This window comes from Roseibium sp. M-1 (assembly GCF_054515675.1).
Window position 1 is genome coordinate 2607842 of record NZ_CM137257.1, and the last position, 24760, is coordinate 2632601.

At 62.3% G+C, this 24760-nt stretch carries 20 protein-coding genes; 7 read left to right on the top strand and 13 right to left on the bottom strand.

The window, feature by feature from the left end; all coding sequences use genetic code 11:
• Positions 1 to 214: 214 nt before the first annotated feature.
• Positions 215 to 913, bottom strand: a complete 699-nt coding sequence (locus ACX3M4_RS11775; protein ID WP_459358767.1) for a type 1 glutamine amidotransferase — start codon at positions 911 to 913, stop codon at positions 215 to 217.
• A 166-nt stretch (positions 914 to 1079) separates the two neighbouring features.
• Here ACX3M4_RS11775 and ACX3M4_RS11780 point away from each other — a divergent pair, with 166 nt between their 5' ends.
• Positions 1080 to 1997 carry a DMT family transporter gene (locus tag ACX3M4_RS11780; RefSeq protein ID WP_459358768.1) on the top strand — a complete coding sequence of 306 codons (918 nt, stop codon included), beginning with the start codon at positions 1080 to 1082 and terminating at the stop codon, positions 1995 to 1997.
• A gap of 190 nt (positions 1998 to 2187) precedes the next feature.
• Here the strand turns inward: ACX3M4_RS11780 and ACX3M4_RS11785 are convergent, their stop codons facing one another.
• Both ACX3M4_RS11785 and ACX3M4_RS11790 read right to left on the bottom strand, forming a co-directional pair.
• Complete coding sequence (locus ACX3M4_RS11785) at positions 2188 to 3078, bottom strand: LysR substrate-binding domain-containing protein (protein WP_459358769.1); 891 nt, start codon at positions 3076 to 3078, stop codon at positions 2188 to 2190.
• A gap of 169 nt (positions 3079 to 3247) precedes the next feature.
• Entirely contained in the window at positions 3248 to 4123 is an 876-nt protein-coding gene (locus ACX3M4_RS11790; protein ID WP_459358770.1) for a LysR substrate-binding domain-containing protein, read from the bottom strand.
• Between the two features lie 264 nt (positions 4124 to 4387).
• Here ACX3M4_RS11790 and ACX3M4_RS11795 point away from each other — a divergent pair, with 264 nt between their 5' ends.
• The gene (locus ACX3M4_RS11795; RefSeq protein ID WP_459358771.1) at positions 4388 to 4702 is read left to right on the top strand and encodes a DUF1127 domain-containing protein; all 315 of its coding nucleotides are present in this window, start codon (positions 4388 to 4390) and stop codon (positions 4700 to 4702) included.
• 134 nt (positions 4703 to 4836) lie between these two features.
• Here ACX3M4_RS11795 and ACX3M4_RS11800 read toward each other — a convergent pair whose 3' ends face one another.
• The 5 genes from ACX3M4_RS11800 to ACX3M4_RS11820 form a co-directional block, all read right to left on the bottom strand.
• A complete protein-coding gene (locus tag ACX3M4_RS11800) occupies positions 4837 to 5676 on the bottom strand; it encodes a substrate-binding periplasmic protein (RefSeq protein WP_459358772.1) in 840 nt (279 codons plus the stop codon).
• A gap of 130 nt (positions 5677 to 5806) precedes the next feature.
• Positions 5807 to 6580 carry a DUF937 domain-containing protein gene (locus tag ACX3M4_RS11805; protein ID WP_459358773.1) on the bottom strand — a complete coding sequence of 258 codons (774 nt, stop codon included), beginning with the start codon at positions 6578 to 6580 and terminating at the stop codon, positions 5807 to 5809.
• Between the two features lie 146 nt (positions 6581 to 6726).
• Complete coding sequence (locus ACX3M4_RS11810; protein WP_459358774.1) at positions 6727 to 8100, bottom strand: glutamate--cysteine ligase; 1374 nt, start codon at positions 8098 to 8100, stop codon at positions 6727 to 6729.
• Positions 8101 to 8248: 148 nt separating this feature from the next.
• Entirely contained in the window at positions 8249 to 10012 is a 1764-nt protein-coding gene (locus tag ACX3M4_RS11815; protein ID WP_459358775.1) for an adenylate/guanylate cyclase domain-containing protein, read from the bottom strand.
• A 4-nt stretch (positions 10013 to 10016) separates the two neighbouring features.
• Entirely contained in the window at positions 10017 to 10775 is a 759-nt protein-coding gene (locus ACX3M4_RS11820) for a 16S rRNA (uracil(1498)-N(3))-methyltransferase (protein ID WP_459358776.1), read from the bottom strand.
• Between the two features lie 219 nt (positions 10776 to 10994).
• Here ACX3M4_RS11820 and xseA point away from each other — a divergent pair, with 219 nt between their 5' ends.
• From xseA to ACX3M4_RS11835, 3 genes are all read left to right on the top strand, one after another.
• Positions 10995 to 12557, top strand: a complete 1563-nt coding sequence (gene xseA / locus ACX3M4_RS11825) for an exodeoxyribonuclease VII large subunit (protein ID WP_459358777.1) — start codon at positions 10995 to 10997, stop codon at positions 12555 to 12557.
• Between the two features lie 47 nt (positions 12558 to 12604).
• Positions 12605 to 12997 carry a GFA family protein gene (locus tag ACX3M4_RS11830; protein ID WP_459358778.1) on the top strand — a complete coding sequence of 131 codons (393 nt, stop codon included), beginning with the start codon at positions 12605 to 12607 and terminating at the stop codon, positions 12995 to 12997.
• A 336-nt stretch (positions 12998 to 13333) separates the two neighbouring features.
• A complete protein-coding gene (locus ACX3M4_RS11835) occupies positions 13334 to 13789 on the top strand; it encodes a DUF805 domain-containing protein (RefSeq protein ID WP_459358779.1) in 456 nt (151 codons plus the stop codon).
• A gap of 99 nt (positions 13790 to 13888) precedes the next feature.
• On the opposite strand, the gene ACX3M4_RS11840 is transcribed toward ACX3M4_RS11835, so the two are convergent.
• The 5 genes from ACX3M4_RS11840 to ACX3M4_RS11860 form a co-directional block, all read right to left on the bottom strand.
• Positions 13889 to 15259, bottom strand: coding sequence for a TRAP transporter large permease (locus tag ACX3M4_RS11840; protein WP_459358780.1), 1371 nt, complete (start codon positions 15257 to 15259; stop codon positions 13889 to 13891).
• Positions 15256 to 15900: a TRAP transporter small permease subunit gene (locus tag ACX3M4_RS11845; protein ID WP_459358781.1), complete on the bottom strand. Its 645-nt coding sequence runs from the start codon at positions 15898 to 15900 to the stop codon at positions 15256 to 15258. The genes ACX3M4_RS11840 and ACX3M4_RS11845 overlap by 4 nt, the downstream gene beginning before the upstream one ends.
• Positions 15901 to 15976: 76 nt before the next feature.
• Complete coding sequence (locus tag ACX3M4_RS11850) at positions 15977 to 16993, bottom strand: C4-dicarboxylate TRAP transporter substrate-binding protein (RefSeq protein ID WP_459358782.1); 1017 nt, start codon at positions 16991 to 16993, stop codon at positions 15977 to 15979.
• 534 nt (positions 16994 to 17527) lie between these two features.
• Positions 17528 to 18922: a sigma-54-dependent transcriptional regulator gene (locus tag ACX3M4_RS11855; RefSeq protein WP_459358783.1), complete on the bottom strand. Its 1395-nt coding sequence runs from the start codon at positions 18920 to 18922 to the stop codon at positions 17528 to 17530.
• Positions 18919 to 20706, bottom strand: coding sequence for a sensor histidine kinase (locus tag ACX3M4_RS11860; RefSeq protein ID WP_459358784.1), 1788 nt, complete (start codon positions 20704 to 20706; stop codon positions 18919 to 18921). Before ACX3M4_RS11860 ends, ACX3M4_RS11855 begins: the two co-directional genes overlap by 4 nt.
• A 152-nt stretch (positions 20707 to 20858) precedes the next feature.
• Here ACX3M4_RS11860 and ACX3M4_RS11865 point away from each other — a divergent pair, with 152 nt between their 5' ends.
• Positions 20859 to 21692, top strand: a complete 834-nt coding sequence (locus tag ACX3M4_RS11865; RefSeq protein WP_459358785.1) for a universal stress protein — start codon at positions 20859 to 20861, stop codon at positions 21690 to 21692.
• Positions 21693 to 21977: 285 nt separating this feature from the next.
• On the top strand, positions 21978 to 24707 hold the full coding sequence (locus ACX3M4_RS11870) for a bifunctional acetate--CoA ligase family protein/GNAT family N-acetyltransferase (protein ID WP_459358786.1): 2730 nt from the start codon (positions 21978 to 21980) through the stop codon (positions 24705 to 24707).
• Positions 24708 to 24760: the final 53 nt, after the last annotated feature.

The following is a 24760-nucleotide window of genomic DNA, read 5'->3' on the forward strand; positions in this document are numbered from 1 at the left end:
CCTTGGGCGCTGATTCGGTTCGGCCGGTTTCGTGAAGGGACCGTGCAGTTCGCGCCTGGACAGGCAATAAAGAGCCTTGCCGCTCGCACCCCTCTCCCCCTTGCGGCGGAGAGGAGTGCGAGCGACAGGGCTCGAGTCATTTCCGATTGTATTTTTGCGGTGAAAGCTTCCAGCTATTGATCAGCTTTGCCGGTGGTCTCGTCGCGTTCTTCCCTCAGAGCATCGACAGCCAGGCTCGCGAAATCTCCGCCCCCACCGCGTCGGCACTTTTGGCATGTTGCTTTGCTTCTCCCTCGAAGCGCTCTGCCCAGTCCGGCGTGTGTTTGGCGATGTCCGCGGCGAAGTTCTCCGACCAGCTTCTGACTTCTTGCAGGCCGGTCTCGAAATGGAACTGCAACGCGTAAGTGGTCTGTCCCAGGCGAAACGCCTGCACCGGAGTCATGGCACTGGAAGCCAGATGAACCGCCCCCTCCGGCAGGGTGACCGTGTCGGAATGCCAGTGGAACTGCGGCGCACCCTCGCCGAGCGCATTCACCACAGGGTCACCTTCTGCCGCTTCAGTCGGAACAACGTCGCGCCAACCGAATTCGATCGGGCGGTCGAGCAGATTGCCTCCGCCGAAGGCCCGCGCGACAAGCTGGGAACCGAGGCAGATGCCCATCACAGGTTTGCGCTTGTCATGAAATGCGCGGATCAGCGCACAGGCCTCAGGCAGATGCGGATAGTCGTCGTCCGCCAGCGCATTCTGCGCCCCGCCCAGAACCACAAGTCCGGCATAAGGGGCAATGTCCTGTGGCAACGCGTCGCCGTCCTGGGCTTTGACGAGGTTCCAGCTATGCCCCAGCGCCGCGGCTTCGCGGCCGAGAATGCCAAGATCCGTGTTCGGATAATTCTCGATGACTAGAAAATGCATTGCCCACCCTTTGAGCGTTTCACGGTTGGCTCCAGCCGGCGCTTCCGGCCTGTCCGGCACAGACCATATTCATCTACCTGCTTGATGGAAACATCAAAAACAATCATTTGCGTTGAAGTGACTTGAGTTTCACATTAGCCGCACCATCCCCAGATACGGTTGCCCCATGAGTGTCGCTTCGCCAAGCCTTCGTCCCGCCTCCGCAGGCTTCAGCCCTGCCGACTACGGCCTATACGCGGTGACCGTCCTGGCCTGGGGCTTCAGCTGGATCGCGATGAAGGGCCAGGTCGCGACAGTTGCACCGGAAGTTTCCGTGTTCTGGCGCTTCGTTCTGGCCGCCGCCATCATGATGGCCTGGGCGCGGTTTCGCGGGCACAATCTTTCCTTCCGATGGCAGGATCACCTCAGATTTGCCGGTCTCGGGGCGTTCATCTTCTCGACGAACTTCACGTTGTTCTATTACGGCGCGGCCGTGTTGCCGTCCGGGCTTCTCGCGGTCATTTTCTCCACGGCATCGATCTTCAACCTCTTCCTCGGCCTGATCCTCTTCGGCCAGCGCCCCAACCCTGTCGCGCTTGGCGCCGGCCTGCTCGGCTTCCTGGGCATTGGCCTGATGTTCTGGCCGAAGCTTTCCGGCGCGGAGTTCGACACGGAAGCCGCACTCGGCCTTGCCATGTGTGTCGGCGGCACACTGTCCTTCTGCCTCGGCAACATGCTGTCGGCCGACACTCAGCGACGCGGCATCGGCGTGACGCCCGCCACCGCCTGGGGCATGGTCTACGGCATGATTTTTCTTGGCGTGTTCTCGCTGCTGCGGGGACAGAGCTTTGCCGTCGAAATGTCCGTGAACTATCTCGGCAGCCTGATCTATCTCGCGGTCGTCGCCTCCGTGATCGCCTTTGCGTCCTACCTGACGCTGCTGGGCCGGATCGGCTCTGCCCGGGCCGGCTATGCGACCGTCCTTTTCCCCGTCGTGGCCCTGACCCTGTCGACGATCTTCGAGGGCTATCACTGGACGCCCGTCGCCGCGGCAGGTCTCATCTGCGTTCTTGGCGGCAACATCATGATGCTGCGCGCGCGTTGAAAACGTTTGCCAAGGCAACAAGTCATTCAATCGTCATCCCGGACGCAGCGAAGCGAAGATCCGGGACCGGGGAGCCGGAACATTAGCCAACGATTTCAAACAAAAAATCGTCGCTTCTGCCTCCCCGGTCCCGGCTCGCGCTTCGCTTGGCCGGGATGACAACGGTTAGTTCACCGTTGATGACCTGAGCTTACTCCGCCGCCATCTGGGCGCTGCCGTTGCCGACATTGCCGATGGCCGCGACCAGATGGTTGCAGAGCGTGTCGTGCATCGCCTCGCGGGCGTTGTCTGAGCGCAGAAGCGCAATGTCGCAGAAAGGCAGCGACGGAAAGCCGTCCTTTTCGTCCAGGATGCGCATGCCGTCACGAATGGCGCTTTCCGGAAACACCGTCACGGCGAGACCTGCCTGCACGGCGCCGACGAGAGCTGCCGCGCTGGAACTGGTGTACGACACCCGATACTGCCGGCCGGCACGGTCGAGCGCATCCATGGAAAGGCGCCGCCAGCCGCAGGTGACCGGTCCGAGCGCCAGCCGGATCACCTCCTGCGTGTGCGCGGAATGCTGGGTCGAGGTGACCCAGTAAAGCGGTTCACGGCGGATGATTTCACCGCGCAGATCGTTGGTATCGCCGGATGTGGTGATGGCGACATCGATTGCCCCCTCGCGGATCGCCTCGGTCAGCCTTGCGCTGGAGACACACTCCACCTGAACCTCGATCGACGGATTGAGCCTGTTGAAGGCCGCCAGAACCTGCGGCAGCAGCCGGTCGGCGTAGTCGTCCGGCACACCGAGCTTCACATGGCCGACTTCCTTCTGACCGTTGAAGGCGGACAGGGTCTCGTCGTTCAGGATGATCATCCGGCGGGCGAATTCGACGAGACGCAGGCCATCTTCGGTCAGCCGCGACTGGCGTCCGTCCTTGATGAAGATCGGCTGGCCGACGCGTTCCTCCAGACGGCGCATCTGCATGGACACGGCCGACTGGGTCTTGTGCACAGCCTCACCTGCCTTGGTGAAGCTGCCGAGCTCTGCGATCGCCAAAAACGTTCGAAGCTGATCAATATCCAGCGCGTGATTCATGCGGGACCCTGTAATTGAGCCACGGACCAGTGGTGTGATTTGAAACTCTAATCGATCAAGAGAAGATACATCACCATCTCTTACGTTTCAATTGGTATTTGATTGCCGGCGGCACGCACCACCACACGTAACATTCTGAAATTTCGTCAGAATTTTCTCCTGCCGGAGACTATTCGGCTGCCTGCGGTACGGACAGGTTGTCGAGCGAGGAAACGATGTGCTCCACCAGAGCGTCGGTGACGCGGGAACTGTTGTGCCAGGAACGCATGATGCCGATCTCGCAATCGGGCAGGCGCGGAAAGCCGTCCGCTTCCGTCAGGACCCGCATGCCGGAGCGCAATGCCGATTCCGGCAGAACCGAAATGGCGAGCCCGGCAAGCACCGCCGCCCCGACCGCCGTCGAATTCCAGCTTGAATAGAGCAGCCGGTGCTCGCGCATCTGGTCGGAAAGAGCGTTGACGGCAGCCCGGCGCCAATCGCAGGTAGCCCGGCCAAGCGCCAGGGGCAGCGGGGATTCGTTTTCCACCGCATGGCGGGCGGAAACCACCCAAAGCAAAGGTTCGCGCCGCACCAGGTCGACGTTCTGGCGGCCCTTCTTCTGAACGTGGGTGATGATGGCGACGTCCAGCTCCCCTTCGGCGATCATGTCGGCGAGATTGGGGGTCGGTGCGCAGACGACGCTGACTTCGGCCTTGGGGTTGGAGCGCGAGAACCTTGCCAGGATTTCCGGCAGGAAACGATCGGCGTAGTCGTCCGGCGTGCCGAGCCGCACTAGCCCTGCAAGTTCGGTGTCGTCGAAGGCGGCAATCGTCTCGTCGTTGAGCTGGACCAGCCTGCGCGCATAATGCAGGAGCCGCTCACCATGTTCCGTCAGGCGCGACTGGCGCCCCACCCGGACGAACAACGGCTTGCCGATTCTCTCTTCCAGCCGGCGCATCTGCATCGACACCGCGGACTGGGTCTTGTGCACATTGTCCGCCGCCCTGGTGAAACTGCCGCTTTCGGCAATGGCGACGAAAGTCCGGAGCTGGTCGAGATCGAGCATGGGCGTTCCACTGATAAGCAATGATTATGCTTAGCACGAAACCTATTCAGCCACGAAATGTTTTTGCCGTTCGCCTGCAGAGCCATGGGCCGCTTTGGGCTCAAGGTGATCACTTCACAAAAAGTGATTATTTCAATCAAAAACATTCGTTGGAATTATAGCAGGAAACAGTCCATCTAAAGGATGTTCCCAACAAGGACTGCCAATTCAGGCAAGGAACAGGCTGTCGGAAATGCCTCCGGCCGCCAACAGGAGACTTATGCCATGACACATTCCGCTTCCACCCCGGTCTTCGCTCTTCTCGGGCAACTGGCTGCCCGTGTCTGGCGCGTATTCAACAACCGCCGCCAGTTCGCCGAACTCAATGACTGGTCGGACGAGCAGTTGAAAGACATCGGGCTTACCCGGAGCGACGTTCGACGTGCCATGGCGCTCCCCTTCTACACAGATCCGACAACTCTGGTGAGCGGGTCCGCGGCGCAGCTCGATACGTTCACCCTGCGCGCAGCAAATGCGCCGCAGGAAGCCACGCTGATTTCGCTCGTGAAAGCGGGCAAGACCGGCCAGCTCGCCGCCTGATCCCCAGCCTATTGCCTGGGCTTTCGGCTGACTTCCCCTTTTTGCAGCCCCTGTCGGCATAGCCTTGCTGACGAAACTGACCCGCCCCCTCCGGCGGGTCTTTTTTTGCCGTTTCGCCGGCAGACCGTTCGGATTCAGGACGCAGGCTTGCCCTTTTCACGGTCCACCAATTCGTCCATGAACTCCTCGTACACATCGCCCTCCTTCAGGCGTTCGACTTCCCGGTCGAACTGCTCGATCAGCTCCTCTCCAGCCGCGTAGGCGTTGGAGACGAGCAAGGGAAAGAGCGGGCTTTCATCGTATTTCAGGTCGACAATTTCCAGCTCTTCCTCAAGACCCAGTTGCTTGCTGAAGATCTCGAGGACCGGTTTTGCGTGAATGACGATGTCCACGCGGTTCAGCTTCAGCTGCTGCAGGCAGTTGTCGATTGTCGGGGAAATGGAGAATTCAATATGTCTCTTCCGGTAGAACTCTTCGGCCCAGCCATTTCCGAGAACATCGCAGTACCGGTAGTCTTTCAGCTCGGCGAGGCTCTGGTCTTTCAGGAGACGGTCCTTGAGCGGGCTGCCCCTCCGTACAATCGGATGGAACGGAATTTCCAGCGCGGCCTCGTTGCTTTTGCGGGCATGCATGAGACGTTTCTGTGTTGCCGTGGCAACCATCCCGTCAACCCGGCCTCCAAAGAACACCTGCTGCGCACGCTCCCAGGGCAGGCCGTCATGTACCAGCTCGAATCCGTCGATGCCGGCAAAAATCCTGTCCATCAGGCGCGGCAGCATGCCGTCGACCTCGGTCCCAAGGCCGTAGGAATAGGGTGACCATTCACTTGCATAGGCGATCGTGAATTTGCGTTTTTCCTGCGCTCCGGCCACTTGAACGGTGGAAGCCACGACCAGAACCATCAGGCAAAAGGAAGCTGCTTGAGAAAACCGGCTTCTTGCGTGTTGCGTTTTCAGCGTTGCCATTTCGGTCATTCTTGCCGGACCTTCCCGTCAAGCCGACTGGGAAGTCCGGAGGGATTTTGTCGGGTCGGCACCACGCCAACCTTCAACACGACTTCATTTTCAAAGGAGAGACTAACAACGAATTGCTGTCAAAAAGTGGTCAAGCGCCTCGAAGGTCGCGCGACGCCTTTTCGAAGAAGCTGTCGAAGGCCTTGAATTGGTTCGACTGGAAGTCGCGCCCGGCAGACATCCAGCTGGTCACCATTTCCTCAAATTCCGAGGCTTCCGCTTCCGGAGCTTCCTCTTCTTCCGGCGGCAGGTCTTCCTCTTCCGGTTCAGGCTCCGGCTCCGGCTCGGCGGGTTTGGCGACAATGCTGGCCGGCTGCAGGAAAGCGCCCCAGAAGGCCTTCATCGCATCGGTATACCCCTGAAGATAGTCGGCGGGCGTTGGTGCCGGCTTCGGCCGTCCCCTGGCAAAACCACGTAAGTAAGCATCCAGCAGATTGCGCGCCTCCCCCTGCACGAACGGCCGGGCGATCTGCCCAAGCGCGAGGGTCGCCGCGACCGGCATCATTTCCTGAATGGCATCGCTCTGCAGGCCCGTCAGGCCCGATATCTGACCGGCAAGCGCCTTCTGCACCGCTTCCGGGCCGAAAAAGGGCGTCAACGCCGCATCGGACGGGGTTTGGAACAGTCCGGAATAACCGCCGAAGGGAAGCTGAACTCCGCCGCCGCCAAGCGGCGAGGACGGTCCCAGAAATTCGGTAAAGCCGGGAACCGAACTGCCGAAGTGCCGGAAACCGTTGAAAGCCGCCGGCATCAGCTGTTCCATCACCCGGCTCAGGTCCTCGTTGGACCAGCCGAAGCGGTTGCGCACATCCTCCGACAGGGAAAAGATGTCGAATGGGGGGGCTCCCGTCCCGCTGCCAGTCATCGCACTGCTCCGGTCACGCTGTTGCAAGGCCTTGAGAAAAAAGATCCTTCGCAAGCAGAGTGACCCTTTGCGGGCGTCAGGTCAATTCTAGCAGTTGCGTGAGCAGTCAGGTCCCCACAACATCATGCGGAGAAAGTGTTTCTGCCTCAGTAGGCGTAGTCGCGGTATACTTGGTTGACGTCGCCCTTCCAGGAGCCGTTGTAGCGCTGCAGCAGCACGTCGGCCGGGCACATGCCGGACGCAAGTCCCTCCTCGATCGGCGCCAGATGCACGCGTTCGTCCAGGTCACCGTCGCTGAGACGGTTGCGGCGCTTGAGGCCTTCCTGGGAGAGCTCCAGAACCTGGCGCGCGACATCCAGAACGGTGCCGTTGCGGAACGGGGTCTGCAGGGCGGTCTTCGGAACGCCCGCCCGCAGGGCCGCGCGTTCTTCCCGGGTCCAGTCCTTTACGAGCTCCCAGGCCTGGTCGAGCACGCCCTGGTCGTAGAGCAGGCCCACCCAGAGCGCCGGCAGGGCGCAGATGCGCCGCCACGGGCCGCCGTCGGCTCCGCGCATCTCGATGTATTTCTTCAGCCGCACATCCGGGAAGAGCGTCGACAGGTGGTTGTTCCAGTCGCCGATATTTGGCGTCGCGTCCGGAACCTTGCCTTCCAGCGCGCCGTTCATGAACTGGCGGAACGTGGTGCCGGTGACGTCGTAATAGGTCGAGCCGCGCTTGACGAAATACATCGGCACATCAATTGCCCATTCCACGTAACGCTCGAAGCCGAAACCGTCCTCGAAAGCGAAAGGGATGTCGCCCGAACGGTCATTGTCCGTATCGGTCCAGATCTGCGCGCGGAAGGACTTGAAGCCGTTCGGCTTGCCCTCGGTAAAGGGGGAATTGGCGAAGATTGCGGTAGCGACCGGTTGCAGCGCCAGACCGACGCGCATCTTCTGCACCATGTCGGCCTCGGACGAGAAGTCGAGATTCACCTGGATGGTGGAGGTCCGGTACATCATGTCGAGGCCGAGCGTGCCGACCTTCGGCATATAGTTGGTCATGATGTCGTAGCGCGATTTCGGCATGCGCGGCATGTCGGCGCGCGACCAGGTCGGCGTCATGCCGATACCGAGGAACCCGATGCCGAGCGGTTCGGCAACCTTGCGCACATCGGCAAGGTGCTGGTTGGCTTCGCGGCAGGTCAAGTGCAGGTTGTCGAGCGGCGCACCGGAAAGTTCGAACTGTCCGCCCGGCTCGATGGAGATGGCTCCGCCGCCCTTGTCGTCGGCCAGACCGATGATTTTGCCGGCATCTTCGATGCGCTCCCAGCGGGTCAGCTTTTCCATGCCGCTCAGGATCGCCTCGACACCCTTCTCCCCCTCATAGGGGATAGGCGACAATTCGTTCAGACAGAAGCCGAATTTTTCGTGCTCCGTGCCGATGCGGAACTGGTCTTCCGGCTTGTTGCCCGCTTCCAGCGTCGCGGCCAGATCCGCAACTGTTTCAATCGGGGTGGAATCGACCGTATCGCGGGCCATGAAAGCGTCCTAAAACTGCGCGGCCCGAAAGGCTGCCCCCCACAAACCGCAGTGATCCGGCGCGTTCCAGGGAGGAACGCTTTTGAGCTTCGGTGATTTAGGTTTCCTGAAACAAGAATGCAAGCGAGGAAACGACGCGGCGTGGATCTCACGCGATCCTGAAGACGGATAACGCTTCGGTGCGGCCACGCAGCGCCACTGGACCGAGGCTGGTGGCACTGATCCCCTCCGGCAGTTGCGCCATGGTGTCGCCACTGACCAGGGCGATCACCTTCGCCTCCGGGTCCACCTGCTTGCCGTATTCCTGCAGCCTTGCCGCGACATTCACCGCGTCACCGATGACGGTATAGTTCATCCGGGCTTCGGAGCCGATATCGCCGACGACCACCTTGCCGGTATGAACACCGATGCGCACCCGCATCGAGCCTCCCGGTGCCGCCTCGATCCGTTCTGCCAGAGCCTTGACGGCGGCAATCGCCATTGCGGCGTGGTCGGGCTGGTCGGAGGGCGCGCCCCAGAAAGCCATCACCCCGTCGCCAATGAACTTGTCGATCGTGCCCTGGCGCTCGGAAACCGCCTCGGACACCGTCTCGAAGTAGCCGTTGAGATAGGCCGCCGTTTCTTCCGCGCTCAGGTGGGACGCCATGCCGGTGAAGCCCGCCAGGTCGGTGAAGACAATGGTCATTTCCCTCAATTCGATATTGCGCGCTTCCGTCATGCCCTCTTCGATGAGGCGCGAAACCAACTGGCGCGGCACATAACGGGCAAAGGCATTGAGCGCGCCGAGGGAACCGTTGAAGGCCTGGTTGACGTCGTCCAGTTCCTTCAGCCGAGACCTCGGCAGCTTGCCGGTTGCGGCAAAGTCGAGACGGCGCAGGCCCGCGGCGGTTTCGGCCAGACGGATCAGCGGGCGCCCAAGCATGCGGCCGACCGCAAAGGAGAGAAGCGCCCCGACGACAAGCGCGACCAGCGCCGCATAGAGCACGATACGGGTCTGGTCGAGCGCGGCCCCGAACTCTTCGGCCTTGTAGAGCGTGCCGAGGATCCAGCCTTTTGCGGGACCCGAAGCGACCTCCATATAGAGCGCGGTGAACATGCCGACGTCGCCGGGAAAGACGCGGCCGGTGACCGAGCCGCCCATGTCATGGGACTGGTCGTTCGGGGCCCAAAGAAGATGCAGCGGCGTGCCCGTCAGGCTGCTCAGCAGCGGCAATGACTGTTCGGGTGTGGCAGCAAAGTCGCTCGCCGGAAGGCCACCGACGGCAATCGTCCGTTCCTTGCCGGAGAGGATGAACACCTGTTGCCGTCCCTCGAAGGTCATGCCTTCGGCCAGGCCCGCAAAGACGGGCTGCGGATAAAGGCCGGTGAGAAGCTGCCCGTTGCCGAGGTCCATTTCAGCGGTCTTCACCGCCGTGTCAAAGCCCTGGCGGGTCTCGAAATCCGACCAGGCCATTTCCGGCAGCTGATCCGGTGCATTCTCGGTGAGAACGGCCGTCCCGAGTTCCAGCCTGGCGCCCTCCGGTATCAGTTTGGCGTAAGGCGCAAGATCGCTGTCACTGAGCGGCCGGCCTTCTTCCCCGGCACGGGCCGCGATGGAGTGGAAGAGCAGCTGCTGCTCGCTGAAGAAGCCGTTGAGTGCAGCTTCATAGCCGCGCAGCACAGCAACGCCCTGTTCGTCCAGCAGCCGTCCGGCGATGCGCCGGTCGGAAGCAGCCATATAGATTATGATGATGCCGCAGATCACCACCAGCAGGACGGAGAACACAAGACCAAGCGCGACGCCTACCGGCAGGCGGAATTTCCGGTTTTGACCAGGCTCGGTGGACTTTGCCTGAGGATTGCCTCCCAATCCGGCATTTTGCGAAACCTGTCCCGGTCTTGCGCGCTCCGGCGGAAGGATCTCCTGCGGCATGGTCTTATCTCCAGTCGCCGAGCGTTGCCTGGATGACGGCAAGAGCGGCGACGGCCGCCGTGTCCGCCCTGAGGATCCGCGGTCCGAGCGGAATGGGCGTGACGAAGTCGAGGCTGCGAAGGCGTGCGCGTTCCTCATCGGAGAACCCGCCTTCCGGGCCGATCAGAATGGCCAGCGGAGGTGGTCCGGCTTCCTTCATTTGTGCCAGGGTCAGGAGCGGATTGTCCGTTCCTTCCGCTTCGTCGCAAAACAGCAGCCGGCGTCCGGGCTGGGCCTCGTTCCAGACGTCCAGCACGTCGTTCAGCGGCTGCGGCGCCAGCACCTGCGGCACCGACAGAACGCCGCATTGTTCGGACGCCTCGATGACGTTGGCTTCCATCCGCTCCACGTTGATGCGGCTGGCCTGGGTGTGCTGAGTCAGGACCGGTTTCAGGCTGCCGGCTCCCATTTCCACCGCCTTTTGCACCATGTAGTCGAGCCGGGCATGTTTGAGCGGTGCGAACATATAGATGAGGTCGTTGGCGACGGTCTGCTCGCGCACCTGTTCCATCAGCTGCAGGGTACAGTCGCGGCGGCCGTTGCTGGTAATTTTCGCCAGCCACTCGCCGTCGCTGCCGTTGAAGACCAGAACGTAATCGCCGTCCTTCATGCGCAGCACATTGATCAGGTAATTCGCCTGGCTGCGATCCGCCTCGATCCGGGCGCCATCGGCGAGAATATGTCTTAAGAACAGTCGCTGCATCTTGAACTCATATTTGGCCATGGTCGGTCACTATGCGCTCGATTGTGTGGGTTTCAAGGCGGACAGGTTCCTGCCTGCCGTCGGCCAAGCCTAGTTGATTCTTGCAATGCCTCTCACCCCCCTCGGCAATTTCCCGGCGAATAGACTGGCTCAGAGCATCTCAGCGCCTGCCGCCCGAACCGCCCCTTGACCCTCCCTGCCCGAGCGGCCACTTTCGGATAAGAACAAGGAATCACCCGCGTGAGCGAAACCCCGTCCAACGTCGCCGAATTCTCCGTTTCCGAAATCTCCTTCTCCATCAAGCGCACGATGGAGGATGCCTTCGGCTATGTGCGGGTGCGCGGTGAACTGGGGAGGATCTCGCGGCCGGGCTCCGGCCATATCTATCTGGATCTCAAGGACGACCGCTCGGTGCTGTCCGGCGTCATCTGGAAGGGTGTCGCCTCCAAGCTGAAAATCCAGCCCGAGCAGGGCCTGGAGGTGATCGCCACCGGCAAGATCACGACTTTTCCCGGTCAGTCGAAATACCAGATGGTGATCGACGCCCTGGAGCCGGCCGGCGCCGGAGCGCTGATGGCGCTTCTGGAAGAGCGGAAGAAGAAACTCGCCGCCGAGGGGCTCTTTTCGGAGGAGCGCAAGCGGCCGCTGCCGCCGCTGCCGAAGGTCATCGGGGTCGTTACCTCACCGACGGGCGCTGTCATCCGCGACATCCTGCATCGCATCGCCGACCGGTTTCCGCTGCATGTGCTTGTCTGGCCCGTGCGCGTCCAGGGCGAGACCTCCGGGGCCGAGGTCGCCAACGGCATCCGCGGCTTCAACGCACTCGATCCGAACGGCCCGATCCCGCGGCCCGACGTTCTGATTGTCGCGCGCGGTGGCGGCAGCATCGAGGATCTCTGGGGGTTCAACGAAGAGGTCGTCGTCAGGGCCGCGGCTGAAAGCCAGATCCCGCTGATCTCTGCCGTCGGCCACGAGACCGACTGGACGCTGATCGATCTGGCAGCGGACCTGCGCGCACCGACGCCAACAGGTGCCGCCGAAATCGCCGTGCCGGTGAAGGCCGAGCTGATGGCGATGGTCGACGACCGCTCGCGCCGGCTGAATTCCGGCCTTGTACGTTTCGTCACGGGCCGGCGTACGGAACTCAGGGCCGCAAGCGCGGCCCTGCCGGCGCCCCAGGACCTGCTCGCCCTGCCGCGGCAGAAGTTCGACAATCTCGCCAGCGGGCTTGAAAGGTCACTGATCGTCAGCACCCGCACCCATCGCACCCACTTCCAGAACCTTGCCGGCCGCCTGTCGCCGATCCTGCTGACACGGCTCAGCAGCAAGGCACGGCAGGATCTCGTGCAGGTGTCAGAGCGCAAGGAACGGGCGCTTCGGGTTGCCGTTGCCCAGAAACGCCAGGCCTATGAGGCCGTCGCCACGCGGCTGACACCGGCCAGGCTCGCGCAACAGACCACCCTTGGCGGCGAGCGCCTGACCGGGCTCGGTGAGCGGCTCGAGCGGGCCTATCTTGCCCGCCTTACCCAGGAGAAGTCCCGGCTCGACGGTCTGCAGAAACTGTTGAAGTCGCTCTCCTACAAGGATGTGCTGGCGCGCGGCTATGCCGTGGTGCGCGACGACAGCGGCCAGCCGGTGCGCTCAGCCGCGGCAATCGCGTCGGGAGCGGCCCTCTCCATCGAGCTTGCCGACGGCACGGTCGATGCGGTCGCCCTCAGCGACAGCGCCGCCCCCAAGCCCGCCAAGGTGAAGAAACCGTCGGCTGCCAAAACACCTCCAATGGGTCAAGGCGACCTGTTCTGAGGTTTTCCTTTCTCGTGAAGGAACCAGCGTTAAAGGGAGACCTCGAAATGGATCTTTTCACCGGCGGGTGCCTGTGCGGTGCCCTCCGCTTTGAAGCCAGCGGCCGCCCCTACCGTGTCGGCATCTGCCACTGCCTCGACTGCCGCAAGCATCACGGCGCGCTGTTCCATGCCTCGGCAGTCTTTCCGGAAGACGCAGTGACGGTTTCTGGCGAGCTGGCCAATTATGGCGGCCGCCATTTCTGCCCCCGCTGCGGCTCGAGCGTTTTCGGCCGTTCCGGCGACGAGGTTGAGGTCAATCTCGGGTCGCTGGACGCACCGGATCAATTGCAACCGACCTACGAGCTCTGGACCGTACGCCGGGAGACCTGGTTGCCGTCCTTTCCCCTTTCCAGGCACTACGAGCACGACCGGGAAAACCCGGGGCGGACCGAGGAATAAGGCGTTTCACGGCTATTTCTTACTTTTCGCCAAGACAATTCTCCTCCGTAATTTCAGCAAGATTTAACCAAATCCCTTTGGTCAATCTTAAGTTGCCTCGCGTAACGTCACTTCGTTCTGACAATTTCATTTCGGACGGGGGCACCGATACCGATGCAAAGAAAGCAATTTGGAAAACGCGGCCTTACGCCAAATGTCGGGCAGCGATGGGGTACTTCACAATCACAACAGGCACCATCCGGAGCCGGCGCCGCCTATGCCGGAGCGTCCTACGCATCCACCGGCTATGGGGCTCCTGCGCAGTTTCAGGCAGAGGAGACCTTCTCAGTCTGGAAAATGATCCGCTTCTTTCTGGTGACGTGCTTCAGTTTTTATGGACGCATCGGACGTGCGGAATACTGGATAATCGGTTTTGCCCGCTGGTTCGTCGACATTCTGTTGCTGGTTACCCTGTACAAGGCGGCCTGGCCTGCGCTTCAGGCTCTGACCGCGGGACGCGATTCCATGACGGAGATCGAAGTCCAGATTGCGTTTTTTCTGGCCATCTACGGTACACCGACAGGATATATATGCTCCGTCCTGCTGATTATCTCGACGATCAGCTATTGGTCGCTGCTTGTCCGGCGCCAGCACGACAGGGACGTTTCAGGATTCTGGCTGTTGCTGCTGTTTGTGCCGATCGTAAACATTTTCTACGGCATTTTTCTGTTTTTCGCGCTCGGCTTCTTTGCAGGCACGCCAGGTCCGAACCGTTTCGACACGGCGACAAGCCGTGCGCATGTGTTTGACTGACCAATCGTATCGAGATCCGCCGAAAGCAAACGCCGCTGGAACATCTTCCAGCGGCGTTTGCTTTGTGACTTGTCTGAAGGTGACTTGTTCGCCGCCGCCTTACGCCATCAGCTCCGGCAGGATGGTGATGATCGACGGGAAGGCGAGCAGGCCTGCGATCGTCAACACGTCCGCGACGAAGAAGGGCACGCAGCCGCGGAAGACTTCCTGCACCGGAATGTCGGGCCTGACACCGGACACCACGAAGCAGTTGAGGCCGATCGGCGGTGTGATCAGACAGAGCTCCGCCATTTTCACGACCAGGATGCCGAACCAGATCGCGCAGGCCTCGCCCGACATGCCGAAGGCGCTGTCGGCCGCTGAGACGCCCTCGCCGCCGTTCAGCGCCATCACCGCCGGATAAACCACCGGCAGCGTCAGGATCAGCATGCCGATCGCATCCATGAACATGCCGAGCACCGCGTAGGCCAGCAGGATACAGACCATCACCACCCAGGGAGAATAGTCGAGCGCGACGATGAAGTCCTTGAAGGCGTCCGGCAGGCCGGCAAAGCCGAGAAAGCGCACATAGACCAGCACGCCCCAGATCAGCGTGAAGATCATCACGGTGAGCTTTGCGGTCTCGTGCAGGGCCTGGCCGAGCTGTCGGGTCTTCATGCCTTTCGCGAAGGCGACCATCAGCACCACGAAGGCACCGAGGGAGCCGGCTTCGGTCGGTGTCGCCAGACCGAAAAAGAAGGCACAGAAGATGATCGCGACGACGGCAATGATCGGCAGGGTTCCCGGAACGCTTTCGAACCGCTCGCGCCAGGTGAAGCCCCCAACGGGAGGCGCGTCGCCGCGCCAGGCAGCAACCGCCACGATGATGCCGATATAGATCGCGGCGGAAAAGACGCCCGGCAGGAAACCGGCGATCAGCAGCTTGCCGACGGACTGTTCAACCAGGATGGCATAGATCACCAGGATGGCCGAGGGCGGGATCAGCGAGGCGAGCGTGCCACCGGCGGCAACGACCGCCGCGGACAGGCGCTTGGAATAGCCGGCTGCCAGCATTTCCGGAATGGCGACCCGGGCGAAGACGGCGGCCGTTGCGACGGACGCCCCCGAGACCGCGGCAAAGCCGGCGGTGGAGAAGACCGTGCCGACGGCCATGCCGCCCGGCAGCCAACCTAGCCAGCGCTTGGCAGCCTCGAAAAGCTGCTTGGTGAAGCCCGCGTAGAAGGCCAGGAAGCCGATCAGGATGAATGTCGGCAGCACCGACAGGGCGTAGGTTACCGACTTGGAATGCGGGATCGTTCCGGCCATCTGCAGGGCGACGAAGAAGCCCTTCGAAAAGCCCATCTTCAAGGAGAAGATCACGATCAGTCCGACGAGCCCGGTAAAGGCCGCGGCAAAGGCAACCCGGACGCCGATAACGACGAGAACCAGCAGGACGCCGGTCATCAGGATGCCTACTTCAAACGGCGTCATCGCGCGTCTCCCTCTGCAACGTCGTCCCCGAAGGCTTCCTCGATTTCATGTTTTGCGTGTTCCTCGACCCCCTCGATCAGCGGAACGGCGATCGGCTCGCGGGACGGGTCGGCGACCAGACGGGCGTAGCCGTAGATCTGCAGCAGCAGGCGAAGGAACAACAGGCCAAGCGCAACCGGCACCATCAACTTGGACGGCCAGGTCGGCAGGCGGATGTCCATGGTGCTGTCACCGATCGAAAGAGACCGGTCGAAATGGTAGAACGAGCCCCAGATCAGCAGCGCGACCGTGAAGGCGATCAGGATGACGCCGAGCATTTCGCAGATGTAAAGCGTGCGCCCGCTCAGCCTGCCGAGCACGATTTCCATGCGGATGTGCCCGCCGACGCGCTGGCAGTAGGCAACGCCCGCGAAGGCGAAGATCGCCATCGCCTGTTCGGTGATATCGATGAAGCCGGGCACCGGCATGTTGAAGGCCAGGCGTCCGATCACCTGAACAACAGCAAGCAGCATCAGCCCCAGGATGGCAGCGGCGGCGAAGAGATTGAAGGCATTCTCGATATGGCCGAGCCAGCCATCGAAGCGGATATAGGTGACCGGGCGCTCCGATGCGGAACGTCCTCCGGGATCAGAAAAGTGCATGAGACAAGCCCCGAGCGATGCCTTCCCGGCGCGTTATGCGCCGGGAAGTTTTTGGGTGAAACCGGGCTAACCGGGCTTATTCGGCAAGGGTCGTCTTGACCATGTCCAGGATATCCTGGGCCGGCAGACCGTTCGCGGACTGCTCTTCCACCCACTTGGCCTGGATCGGGCCTGCCTTTTCAGAAAAGGCCGCCAGTTCCTCGTCGGAGAACTCCACCTGGGTGATGCCGCGGCTTTCCAGCTCCGGCCACCACTTCTCGTAGACTTCGTCATAGGCTGCGATGTAGTGGGCGATCGCGGGATCGACCGAGCTGTCGAGCGCCGCCTTGAAGTCGTCCGGCAGGGCGTTGTAGGCGTCGATATTGACGACCACCGGGCACTGGACCGTTCCCGGGTTCAGGTTCTTGGTCCACCAATTGGCGACTTCCATCACCTTGAAGGAGAGATGCGCGTGGGGCGCAAAGCTGGCAGCGCGTACCGTGCCGGAATCGATGGCCTGATAGGTTTCAGAGGCGGTCACGGAGGTCGGCACCGCGCCGACGGCACTCATCAGCTCGCCGATACCGCCGAGCGCACGCACGCGCATGCCTTCGAAATCGGCGATCGTCGCCGGCACGTCGCCCTTGCCGGCAAAGTTATACTGCGGCATCGGCGAAGGCATCAGGGCCATGGCGTTCCAGCGGCCGAGGTCTTCCTTCACAGCCGGATGCTCATAGAGCTTCATCGACACCTTGGTTTCCTGGTCAAGGTCCTTCACGCCGAGGAACGGCAATTCGAGAACCGTCAGGCTCGGGTTCTTGTCCGGGTGATAGGACGCACAGATCTGGGCCATTTCGAACGCACCGAAAGAGATGCCGTCCAGGTTTTCGCGCGACTTCGACAGGGCCTCGCCGTATTGCAGCTTGATCTCGAACTTGCCGTCGGTCTTGGCGGCCACTTCCTCGGCCAGCTTTTCGACATGTTCAGTAAAGGCACGGCGCTTGCCCCAGAGCGAGACGTTCCAGGTGACGTCGGCAGCGAAGGTTTCGGTTGCAAAGACCAGAGACAGCGCAGCCGCGGATACAGCGGTTGCGGACTTCAGTGAAAAGAGCATGCAATCCTCCCAAGACATTTGCTCATTTCCTTGGCGGCTCGGCCTGCACACTCCTCGCGCATCAGGCCCGCACCAAGTCGATGAAGCCGTAGCATGACCCGTGCCAAGTTCCTCTGGCAACACTTTCTTGAGATCAGCGGAAGCTCATTCGAGATCGATTGACCTTCCAAAAGCTGATCGTTTCCAAAGAAATAGAGCAACTTATCTGCGTTCATTCGAATGCAGAATGCTCCAGGGAAATTGCGACTTGCCGGATTTCCCTCGGCGGCATGCTGCGGTGCAGCTCGGCAAGATCTTGCCGATCCTTCGGGCGCTTCGGCGGAAATCCGCCAAGATGCCAAGCCTTCTGATGTGCAATTTCTGGAAGCGTATCCCACAAGTCCAGCCTCATCCTGAGGAGGACCGTCAGGTCCGTCTCGAAGGATCGGCCACTTGTTCCGGAGTATGCCGCCTATCCTTCGAGACAGCGCTCACGCGCTTCCTCAGGATGAGGGTGGAGGGTTTAATGAGACACCGGGACAATATCGAAGCGCCCTACCCGTCCGCCGTCTCGGCACTCGCCAGATCCCGGCTGAGACCAAGCCGGGTCATCTTTTCGTTGAGGGTCCGGCGCGGCAGGTTGAGTTCCTGCATGACGTCGGTGATACGCCCGCCATGACGGCGCAGTGCGCCCTCGATCAGGTTGCGCTCATAGGCGTCCATCAGATCCTTCAGCCCTCCGCCGGAGGGCAGAGCACCCGTTTCCCGCCGGCCGGTTACCAGCGCCTCCAGGGGCTGCGGACTGACCGGGGCATTCAGCACGAAGCGCTCCGCCGCGTTGCGCAGCTCACGCACGTTGCCGGGCCAGGCATAGGTCTGCAGGAAAGCCTCGTCCCGTGCACTGGTCGCCGGAACGGCAAGCCCGTACTGGACGGCGAAGCGGTTGAGGAAGGTGTCGAAGAGAAGCAGGGCATCACGGCCGCGCTCGCGCAGCGGCGGCACGCGCAGCTCGATGGTGTTGAGGCGGAAGAGCAGATCCTCGCGCAGCCGGCCGGACCGCACAGCCTCGCGCGGGTCGACATTGGCGGCACTGACGAGGCGGATGTCGACGTCGACCGGCCTGGTCCCGCCGATCCTGTCGACCTTTTTCTCCTGAAGAACCCGCAGGAGTTTTGGCTGCAGGGCGAGCGGCATGGAGACGATTTCATCGAGAAAGAGCACGCCCCCGCTGGCCGCCTCGATCCGGCCGATCCGCTGCCGGTCCGCGCCGGTGAAGGCGCCCGCCTCGTGGCCGAAGAGCTCGGCCTCCACCATCGCCTCGGGCAGCGCGGCAGCGTTGATGGCCATGAAGGGGCCGGGCTTGCGCGGACTGAAATCGTGCAGGGCCTGGGCGATCACCTCCTTGCCGGTCCCGGTCTCGCCGGTGATGAGGACCGCCGCATCGGTGGTGGCAAAATGCAGGATCTGCTGACGCAGCGCCTGCATGGCCGGGCTGGAGCCGATCAGGCGGCTTTCCAGCCCTGCCCCGTCGGAAAGCTGCATCCTGAGGGCTCGGTTCTCCAGAACCAGCGCGCGCTTGTCGCAAGCCTTGCGCACCACCTCGGCAATATGGTCGGGATCGAAGGGTTTCTCGACGAAGTCATAGGCACCGGAGCGCATCGCTTCGACGGCCATCGGCACATCGCCGTGACCGGTGATCAGCACCACCGGCAGGTCGGCATCGATCTCGCCGATGCTGCGCAGCAATGCGACACCATCCTCACCCTCCAGCATCACGTCGGAGACGACGCAGCCGCGGAAGTCTGCGGAGAGCCTTGCCAGCGCCTGGGCAATCGTGGCGACCTCCTGGGTCTCGAACCCGGCAAGCCTGATCCATTGCCTCAGGGCTGCCCGCATGGACGGGTCGTCGTCGACGATGAGAACGGGGATCTTGTCGGAAGGCTCTGTCATTCGGCGGCTTCGTGTTCCGTTTCGCGCGGTTGTTCCGCTGCGCCGGCGCTTGAGACCAGCGCCGGCAGTTTCAGTTCGAACAAGGCTCCATTAGGCACGTTTGCGCGCACTGACAAGCCGCCACCCAGATCCTCGGCAAGACGCATGGAGATGGCCAGACCGAGCCCCATGCCGCCGGAGCTGGCCTTGGTGGAAAAGAACGGATCGAAAATCCGCTCGCGCAGATCATCCGGAATGCCGGGACCGTTGTCCGAGACCTGCACCAGCAGTTGCCCGTCCTGCCGGCCCGCCTTCAGCGAGACCATGCCCGCTTCTTCCGCCGCGGCTGCATCGGCACCGTTGCGCAGGAGATTGACCAGGATCTGCTCCACCCTGAGCGGCGCCGTTTCCGTCTCCAGCGGTTCGTCCGGAAGGTCCAGCTTCAGCAGCACACCGGTTTCCTCGAAGCGCGGGCGTACAAGTTTTTCAGCCGCGCGCACGCTGTCCCTCAGATCCACCTTCTCGATCCGGCTTTCGCCGGGACGGGCAAAGCGCTTCAGTTCCTGGGTGAGGCTCGCCATGCGCAATTGCAGGGAGTCTATCTCATCGAGGTTCTCCGCGGCCGTTGTCGCGTCGCCCTTTTCCAGGAACTTGCGGGTGCCGGCAACGAACATCCTGAGCGCCGCAAGCGGCTGGCTGAGCTCGTGCACCACGGCGGCCGACATCTCGCCGACAGCCGCAAGCCGGTTGGACCGTGCCAGGCCGCGCTGCGCTTCCAGAAGTTCCCGTTCCACCCGCCGGCGTTCCTGGATCTCTTCGACGAGACGGGTGTTCAGTTCCTTGAGATCCGCCGATTCCTGGCGCAGCAGCACGGAGGCCTTGCGCAAACGCCGGCCGCGCAGCACCAGAACGATGACCGCATAGACAAGGCAGAGCGTGATGGCCGCAGCCCAGATCGGCAGCACGCTCTTGCGCGTCTCCTGCACCGGCACCAGGAAATGCAGCGTCCAGCCGAGCAAACCGACATCGGCGGCATTGTGGCGGTAGGCCTGACCGTCGATGACGAGTTGCTGTTTTGCCTCCACATGCTGGTCGCTGACAGGGTTCAGCTCGCGGCCGGCATATTGACGTGTCGTCTCGATCATCCGCCGCACATCGTCGGGCAGGACGTCGAGCGTGCGGTAACGCCAGTCGGGCTGGCTGGAGAGGAAGATCACGCCATTGGCATCGGAGGCAAAGACCGTCTCGCCGCCCTCGGCCCAGGCCTCCTCCAGGGGTCCCATGTCCACCTTGGCAACCGCCACGCCAACGGGCTCACCCGTCACCGGCGTCGGCCGGGCCAGGAACAGGCCGGGTTCGTCCGATGTCGCCCCGATGGCAAAGAACCGGCCTTCCTCGCCCCCGATCGCCAATCTGAAATAGGGCCGGAAGCCGTAGTTGCGGCCGACAAGCGACAGTTCGTCCCGCCAATTGCTTGCAGCGAGCGTCGTGCCGTCGTCATTCATCACATAAAGGAGTTCAACGCCGGAGTTTTCCGCCATCTCCTCCAGAAAGCGGTTGGCACTTTCCACCGGCCGCCCGAGTTCGAGGGCAACCGTTGCCCGCGGGTCGCGGGCGATCATATAGGGCAGGTAGCGGTATTTCTGGTATTCGCCCAGTATCGTCTGGCGGTAGAGGCTGAGGCGTTCCGCGGCCTTGCGGTCGACGCTGTCCTCGTCCAGCTCCAGAAAGAGCTGAACCAGCACGAAGGCGGCGGCCACGAGCAGAAAGGGCGGCAGCGCCAGATAGAGCCAGCGTTTCGACATGGCCCCATAATGCGCATTTTTTCAATTGCCGCTACCCGCCCGAAAATGACACGTTGTCGATATTGATGCGCGTCAAAGTCGAGCCGCATTCATTTCTATAGATTTTTGAAACGGCTGGGTCCAAGCGACGATGCCGGCCACAGGAGGGATACATGCCTATCAAAGATATCTTGACCGTACTGGATCTTTCGGGCGACCAGCCGGCTGCAAAATATGCTCTGGAATTCGGCCGCAACCACGATGCCCATGTCACGGGTCTGGCCGTTTCCTTCGAACCCGTCGTACCGGCCTTCGCTGCCGCGCCGATGCCCGTCGACTATCTTCAGGCAGCCCATGAGCAGGCGATTGCCGCAGCCGGCGATGCCAAGAAGGAATTCGACGAGCTCGCCCGCCTTGCCGGTGTCACCAACGAAAGCCGCATGGCCGAAATCCTCACCGGTGGCCCGCTGGAAAACGTCCTGGTGCATTGCCGGCCGACAGATCTTGTCGTCATCGGCCAGGCCAATCCGGACAAGCCGGAACCCATGCGCGAACTCCTGATCGAAACCATCCTCTTCGAAAGCGGCGTTCCCGTGCTTCTAGTGCCCTATATCGGCAGCAAGTCCTACCAGCCGAAGAACGTGCTGGTCGGCTGGGACGGCAGCTCGACGGCAACACGCGCGATCCATGCCGCTCTTCCGGTTCTGGAAAAGGCGGACAAGATCACCCTTCTGGTCATCGAGAAGAAGGCCACCAAGGCACATGGCCAGCCTGGAGCGGATGTTGCCAACTACCTTGCCCGTCACAACATGGACGTGACCATCGAGGTGGTAACGAATCCGCAGGCAAGCGTTGCCGATACCGTGCTGAACTATGTGTCCGACCACAGCAACGACCTCGTCGTCATGGGCGGCTATGGGCACAGCCGCATGCGCGAGTTCCTGTTCGGCGGCGCGACCCGGGAAATCCTGGAAGCCATGACCGTGCCGGTGCTGATGGCGCACTGAAGACGCTCACAAAGCTGGCCGCACGAAGCAACTGGGCAGCACACTCCACCTCATCCTGAGGAAGCGCGTAAGCGCTGTCTCGAAGGATAGGCCGCACGTCACGGAGCAAGCCGCCCATCCTTCGAGACGGACCTGACGGTCCTCCTCAGGATGAGGAAGTTCGTGTGGGACGGTTGTGTTTTGCAATGCAAAAGACCCGTGGACCTGACACAATCCGGTTCGCGGGTCTTTTGTTGAGGTCCTTTCCAGACGCGGCATTTCCGGTTCTTTTCCAGGATCGAATTCATGACCATTCGCAATCTCGAAGGCTTTTTCGCGCCAAGGTCCATCGCCATTTTCGGACCCTGCCGCCATCCGGGCGTCTTGACTTCCAAGCTGATCGCCTGCCTGCAGGACATCGAGACCGGCCATCCCGTGACCCTGGTCGGTATCGACGAGGACGTGCCCTTTCACGGCAAGAAGGTCCAACGGCCTGAAGACCTGAGCGAGATGCCGGACCTTGCCATTTACCTTGCCAAAGCCGAAGCATTGCCGGAGGTGATCGAAAAACTCGGGGCCGGCGGCACCAAGGCGGTGCTGATCCCCTCGCCCGGCTACGAGATCTGGCCGGAGGAACTGCTGCAGGCCTGCCGCGAGGCGGCGCAAGCCACCAACCTTCGCTTGATTGGGCCAGGCTCGCTCGGCCTTGCCGTTCCCTCTTCCGGCCTCAATGCGCTGCTCAGCGCCGAGCCGCCGCAGAAGGGCGAAGTCGCGTTCTTCTCCCGTTCCGGCGCCGTTCTCAACGCGACGCTCTCCTGGGCCAGGACCCACAGCACCGGCTTTTCCGCCGTCGTTTCGCTCGGAGCCCGGATGGATGCCGATGTCGGCGACCTGATCGACTATTTTGCCCAGGACTACCGTACCCGATCCATCGTGCTGCATCTGGAAGGCATCGCGGTGCCGCGGAAGTTCCTCTCCGCCGCCCGGGCTGCCGCCCGCACCAAGCCGGTGATCGTGCTGCGCTCCGGCAAGAGCCGGGACACGGGCGGAACCGGCCGCACCCATGCCGGGCGCCTTGCCCGGACGGACCAGGTCTACGAAACGGTGTTCCGCCGCGCAGGCCTGCTCCGCGTTCACGATCTCGACGAGATGTTCGAGGCGCTGGAAACCCTCTCCCATATCCGAGTTCCCCGCTGCAACAAGCTTGCGGTCATCGCCAATGGCCGCAGCCTGGCAAGCCTGGCCGTTGATCGCCTCATCGACCTGGGCGGCGCCTTCTCGGAGCTTTCAGCAGAGACCCGGGAGACCCTTGCCGGGATCAGCCGCACCTATCCGGATCTCGACGTGACGCCTGCCGCGCATGGCTCGGTGATCCTGAAGGAAAATGTCACGCTGGAGGAGATCACCGGTGCCATCACCACCGTGCTGAAAGATCCGGACGTCGACGGAGCGGTCGTGCTGCAGGCGGCCAGTGCCTTCCAGCCGCTGCCGGCCATCGCCAAGGCCATCTGCGATGCAGCCGCCATCGACCGCCGCCGCACCGGACGGCGCAAGGCACTGGTTGCCGGTCTCATCGGCGGCGACGGCACGATGCGGGCGGAACTCTCCGAAGCCCGCATCCCGAACTATTCCAGCCCCGCGGAAGCTGCCCGCAGCCTGATGCATCTGTCCCATGACGCACAGGCGCGGGAGTTCCTGATGGCAGCGCCACCCAGCCTGCCGAGCAGTTTCTCGCCCGATGTCGCCCGCGCTCGCGATCTTGTCGAGACAGCGCTGAAGGAGGGGCGGACCTGGCTCAGCCCGCCGGAAGTGGTTGCCGTGCTCGAAGCCTATGACCTGCCGATCATGGCGACTGTGATGGCGGCGACACCTGAAGAGGCAGCCGAAAAGTCGCGTCCGCTTTTTCAAACGACGGCCCGCTGTGTTGCCAAACTGATCTCGCCGGACCTGCCGTTCAAGTCACGCATCGACGGTGTGCGCTTGGGACTGGAAAGCCCGGAGGCGGTCCGGCACGCGGCTGCGGAGCTGATCGACAAGACGCGGCGCGATTACCCGGACGCCCGGATCGCCGGCATTTCGCTGCATCCGATGCTGGAGGACCGGCACGGTCTGGAGCTTTATATGGGCCTGGCAGAAACGCCGGAATTCGGACCCGTGCTGGTGTTCGGCCATGGCGGCACCGCCATCGAGGAAAGCGAAGATGTGGCGCTGGAACTGCCGCCGCTGGACCTCAATCTGGCGCATGCCCAGATCGGCCGCACCCGGATCACCCGGCTGCTGGATGGTGGACCTGCCCGGCCTGCCCTCGACCGTGCAGCCTTGGCCGAGGCGCTGGTGAAGCTCTCCCAGATCACCATCGACATTCCGGAAATCCAGGAGCTGGACATCAACCCGCTCGTCTCCCTGCCTACCGGCCTGATCGCGCTCGACGCGCGCATGACGCTGTGCCATCCGGAAAAACGCCCGGGCCGAACCGGTGGCTCGCGGCTCGTCATCGCTCCCTATCCGCAGGAATGGGAGCGGACGCTGACGCTGAAAGGTGAGCGGGAGATCTTCGTGCGGCCCGTGCGCCCGGAAGACGAGGACCTCTTCAAGGCCTTTTTCGAACAGGTGACGCCGGAGGATCTGCGGCTGCGTTTCTTTGCGCCGGTACGCGACTTCAGCCACCGCTTCCTCTCACGCCTCACCCAGCTCGACTATGCCCGCGCGATTGCCTTTGCCGCCATCGAGCCCGCAGACGGCAGTCTGCTCGGTGTCGTGCGCCTGCATGCGGATCCCGATCACCAGACGGGCGAATATGCGGTGATGGTGCGCTCGGACCTCAAGGGCCAGGGCCTCGGCTGGGCACTGATGAAGCTGATCATCGAATATGCGCGCGCGGACGGCATCGAGGTGATCAAGGGTGAGGTGCTGAAGGAAAACACCTCGATGATCGCCATGTGCCAGGCCCTTGGCTTCACCGTCGGCACATCGCCGGACGATCCGGGCATCGCCCTGGTGACGCTGCCGGTGAAGGACGTGCCGGAGGAGGATTGAGCGCGGACCGACAAGTCTCTCTCTGTCGTCATCCCGGTCAAGCGAAGCGCGAG

What these genes read in the sequence shown, in the direction of transcription:
- ACX3M4_RS11830 (WP_459358778.1), top strand. Translation starts at nt 12,605, where the DNA reads ATGGATCTTTTCACCGGCGGGTGCCTGTGCGGTGCCCTCCGCTTTGAA.
- ACX3M4_RS11870 (WP_459358786.1), top strand. Translation starts at nt 21,978, where the DNA reads ATGACCATTCGCAATCTCGAAGGCTTTTTCGCGCCAAGGTCCATCGCC.
- ACX3M4_RS11815 (WP_459358775.1), bottom strand. Translation starts at nt 10,012, where the DNA reads ATGCCGCAGGAGATCCTTCCGCCGGAGCGCGCAAGACCGGGACAGGTT.
- ACX3M4_RS11790 (WP_459358770.1), bottom strand. Translation starts at nt 4,123, where the DNA reads ATGCTCGATCTCGACCAGCTCCGGACTTTCGTCGCCATTGCCGAAAGC.
- ACX3M4_RS11850 (WP_459358782.1), bottom strand. Translation starts at nt 16,993, where the DNA reads ATGCTCTTTTCACTGAAGTCCGCAACCGCTGTATCCGCGGCTGCGCTG.
- ACX3M4_RS11795 (WP_459358771.1), top strand. Translation starts at nt 4,388, where the DNA reads ATGACACATTCCGCTTCCACCCCGGTCTTCGCTCTTCTCGGGCAACTG.
- ACX3M4_RS11835 (WP_459358779.1), top strand. Translation starts at nt 13,334, where the DNA reads ATGATCCGCTTCTTTCTGGTGACGTGCTTCAGTTTTTATGGACGCATC.
- ACX3M4_RS11860 (WP_459358784.1), bottom strand. Translation starts at nt 20,706, where the DNA reads ATGTCGAAACGCTGGCTCTATCTGGCGCTGCCGCCCTTTCTGCTCGTG.
- ACX3M4_RS11855 (WP_459358783.1), bottom strand. Translation starts at nt 18,922, where the DNA reads ATGACAGAGCCTTCCGACAAGATCCCCGTTCTCATCGTCGACGACGAC.
- ACX3M4_RS11805 (WP_459358773.1), bottom strand. Translation starts at nt 6,580, where the DNA reads ATGACTGGCAGCGGGACGGGAGCCCCCCCATTCGACATCTTTTCCCTG.
- ACX3M4_RS11865 (WP_459358785.1), top strand. Translation starts at nt 20,859, where the DNA reads ATGCCTATCAAAGATATCTTGACCGTACTGGATCTTTCGGGCGACCAG.
- ACX3M4_RS11840 (WP_459358780.1), bottom strand. Translation starts at nt 15,259, where the DNA reads ATGACGCCGTTTGAAGTAGGCATCCTGATGACCGGCGTCCTGCTGGTT.
- ACX3M4_RS11780 (WP_459358768.1), top strand. Translation starts at nt 1,080, where the DNA reads ATGAGTGTCGCTTCGCCAAGCCTTCGTCCCGCCTCCGCAGGCTTCAGC.
- ACX3M4_RS11775 (WP_459358767.1), bottom strand. Translation starts at nt 913, where the DNA reads ATGCATTTTCTAGTCATCGAGAATTATCCGAACACGGATCTTGGCATT.
- ACX3M4_RS11845 (WP_459358781.1), bottom strand. Translation starts at nt 15,900, where the DNA reads ATGCACTTTTCTGATCCCGGAGGACGTTCCGCATCGGAGCGCCCGGTC.
- ACX3M4_RS11810 (WP_459358774.1), bottom strand. Translation starts at nt 8,100, where the DNA reads ATGGCCCGCGATACGGTCGATTCCACCCCGATTGAAACAGTTGCGGAT.
- ACX3M4_RS11800 (WP_459358772.1), bottom strand. Translation starts at nt 5,676, where the DNA reads ATGACCGAAATGGCAACGCTGAAAACGCAACACGCAAGAAGCCGGTTT.
- ACX3M4_RS11785 (WP_459358769.1), bottom strand. Translation starts at nt 3,078, where the DNA reads ATGAATCACGCGCTGGATATTGATCAGCTTCGAACGTTTTTGGCGATC.
- ACX3M4_RS11820 (WP_459358776.1), bottom strand. Translation starts at nt 10,775, where the DNA reads ATGGCCAAATATGAGTTCAAGATGCAGCGACTGTTCTTAAGACATATT.